The organism is Paenibacillus sp. 01T422, from assembly GCF_056398785.1.
On record NZ_JBFTQB010000953.1, the window covers coordinates 1 to 2,376 of the forward strand.

At 42.7% G+C, this 2,376-nt stretch carries 3 protein-coding genes and 1 pseudogene; 1 reads left to right on the plus strand and 3 read right to left on the minus strand.

Features of this window, described 5'->3' with window-relative positions:
• Positions 1-357: glycosyltransferase (locus tag AC1DUA_RS33985; protein ID WP_477503941.1), on the minus strand; the 357-nt coding region annotated here is incomplete at its 3' end.
• A gap of 172 nt (positions 358-529) precedes the next feature.
• On the opposite strand from AC1DUA_RS33985, the gene AC1DUA_RS33990 reads away from it, so the two are divergent.
• The gene (locus AC1DUA_RS33990) at positions 530-1,666 is read left to right on the plus strand and encodes a GGDEF domain-containing protein (protein WP_477503942.1); all 1,137 of its coding nucleotides are present in this window, start codon (positions 530-532) and stop codon (positions 1,664-1,666) included.
• Positions 1,667-1,740: 74 nt separating this feature from the next.
• On the opposite strand, the gene AC1DUA_RS33995 is transcribed toward AC1DUA_RS33990, so the two are convergent.
• On the minus strand, positions 1,741-2,040 hold the full coding sequence (locus tag AC1DUA_RS33995; protein ID WP_477503943.1) for a DUF6509 family protein: 300 nt from the start codon (positions 2,038-2,040) through the stop codon (positions 1,741-1,743).
• A gap of 66 nt (positions 2,041-2,106) precedes the next feature.
• Positions 2,107-2,376, minus strand: a pseudogene (locus AC1DUA_RS34000) (polysaccharide deacetylase family protein); the annotation flags it as partial.

Genomic DNA, 2,376 nt, shown 5'->3' on the forward strand with positions numbered 1-2,376 from the left:
GGAGTGAATGGTCAGAATCACGGGTGTTTCTGGATAAATTTGCTTCATTACCATTGCTGCTATTGGATGATGCGCATGAATGATGTCATACTTCTTAGTCACTCGCAGCTTCGTCCACCAAACATAATCCTTGTAAGTCTGAATGTATTTATCAACGATCGGGTTACCGGCATACTTCCGCCAATCGAAAGTGACGAATTCCACTTCCTCTGTGCCTTTATTACGAATCCTTTTTGGCAGCGAAAATAGTTCCATTTCCCATCCCTTTTTATTAAATCGATCCAATATATAGGGAACCATGGATGACACCCCACCCGGTTGTTCCGGGGGGAAAAATAATGCTTGCAAGATGTTCATTGCATGAGCCCCTCTCCCAAAGCCTTGAGCTTTACCTTCTTATTGTAACTTGTGTGCGCCGAATAGAAAAGAGAACAACTTTATGCCGCTTGAAACGATTCTATCCCTCTCTCTCATTTTCCTTTATAATAGAATCACATCTTGTCGAAAAATAGGGATTTTGGGGGAACGCATGAAAGCTGTTGATCTCATGTTCGGTGATTTAGCTTCATTATTATCGAATGCTATCGTATTGGTCATTGTTACACTCATGTTCGTCATTTCACTTCGATTGTTTCTTGATCGCCGCAAAAAAGGCTACATGTCGATGACCTTCTCCGTTATTTTCGTTGGCATTCATTACCTGCTTAAGATATACGTCTTGCTCACAGCACTAGATACAAGCTTAACGGCGTACCTGCTGTTAATGCTAAAAATCGTTTCTTTCGTACTTTTGAATTTTGGAGTTTATCAATTATACAACCGAACGCACCGCAAACAGTACATATTTTTCTATGGTTTGATCATTATGGGATTCGTTGTCTCTATTCTTCATTTCAGTGTGCCTCAAATGTACAACGGAACGAGTCACCAGGTTCGACTGCTGCAAGACATTGGTCTTGAGCTTTATGTTTTTGTGCTGATCTTCCTTTGTTTTTACATGATACCTCCTTATATTGGTCAACAGGCGAAGTATCAATGGGCGCTTACGATCTTTTTCTTCATCCAAACCTGTCATTTAATCAATGTATATATGTACGGCAATGATCAGATTTGGCTCACCTTGGCGGGCAATATTTTGCCGATTGTCTTCTACTTTTTATTATTTATCATGCTGTTTGATCGTGTCGTCGAGCTCATGCAGGCTATCTACAATTCATCCATCACCGACGGACTGACTCGCTTGTATAACCGCAAATTTTTCTACAATCGTGTTTCGCAGTATGTAGGGAGACATCTTCCTATTTATATTCTGTTCAGCGATATTGACAATTTCAAGAAATTAAATGATACCAAAGGTCACCAAATGGGCGACGATGTGTTGAAGCAAGTAGCTCAAATTATGAAGGAAGAAGCCGAGGAATGCGGCATTGCAGGCCGTTACGGCGGGGAAGAGATGGTTGTGATGGTTACGGATCCAAGTATCAAAATGGACGCATTCGCGGAACGTGTTCGCAGCCGGATTGAGAAGGAGACCATCGTTACCGCCAGTATTGGGTATAGCAAATACAAAAACGGCGTAAGCGCCGAAGAGCTTATCAAGCAAGCGGATCAGGCCATGTATAAGGCCAAAACAACCGGGAAAAACAAGGTTGTTAAATACGCCTAACCTAAAAAGGGCTGTCTCCAAGGTCCAATGACCCGCGAGACAGCCCCATATTCCTTCTATTCCTTCTATTCCTTCTACTCGTCGTCTGCTTCAAGCACATGTGCTTTGCAAAATTCTTCTACTACCGTGATCTCATCATCCTCAAGATCAAAATCCAGGTACAATTGCGTCGTTTTCTCATATAACTCGTATTTCAAAAGCCCTGATTTGCCTTCTTCAACGTTATAGATCGCACGAATGTACAACCCGCTTTCGGAGTACAATTCATCATCTTCCTCAACTTCGACATCTATAAGAAATTCGTATCGCCGTCCACTCAAAATGCCGAACGGATCTTTGATCACTTCAACCGTGTAACTCGTAATTGTAAACATCGTATCCCCCCTTTTTCATCTGAAGGCTTTAGTATACCTGATTATGGGAAGAATCGCACATATGCCTCAGATCAACCTCACGATTTGTCCCGCGGGAATTTCGACAGAGTCGCCCTCCGCACTGATCCAAACCGAAGTCGCTGTAGGATTATGGACAAGATGACGATCTACCGAGTAGCGTAATTGTTCCACGGCCTGCAAGTAGGTAACTATCTCCGTATTCGTCGCGTACCAGATGTTGTCGTGCCCGCCTATCATCTCTCCAAACCGGTCAATAAGCTCCCAATTGTTATCGCTTTCAAATTCATAACTATGTCCCCATACATAAAACAGCGC

Excerpts from the sequence above, each read along its gene's own strand:
- AC1DUA_RS33995 (WP_477503943.1), bottom strand. The coding sequence starts at position 2,040 with ATGTTTACAATTACGAGTTACACGGTTGAAGTGATCAAAGATCCGTTC.
- AC1DUA_RS33990 (WP_477503942.1), top strand. The coding sequence starts at position 530 with ATGAAAGCTGTTGATCTCATGTTCGGTGATTTAGCTTCATTATTATCG.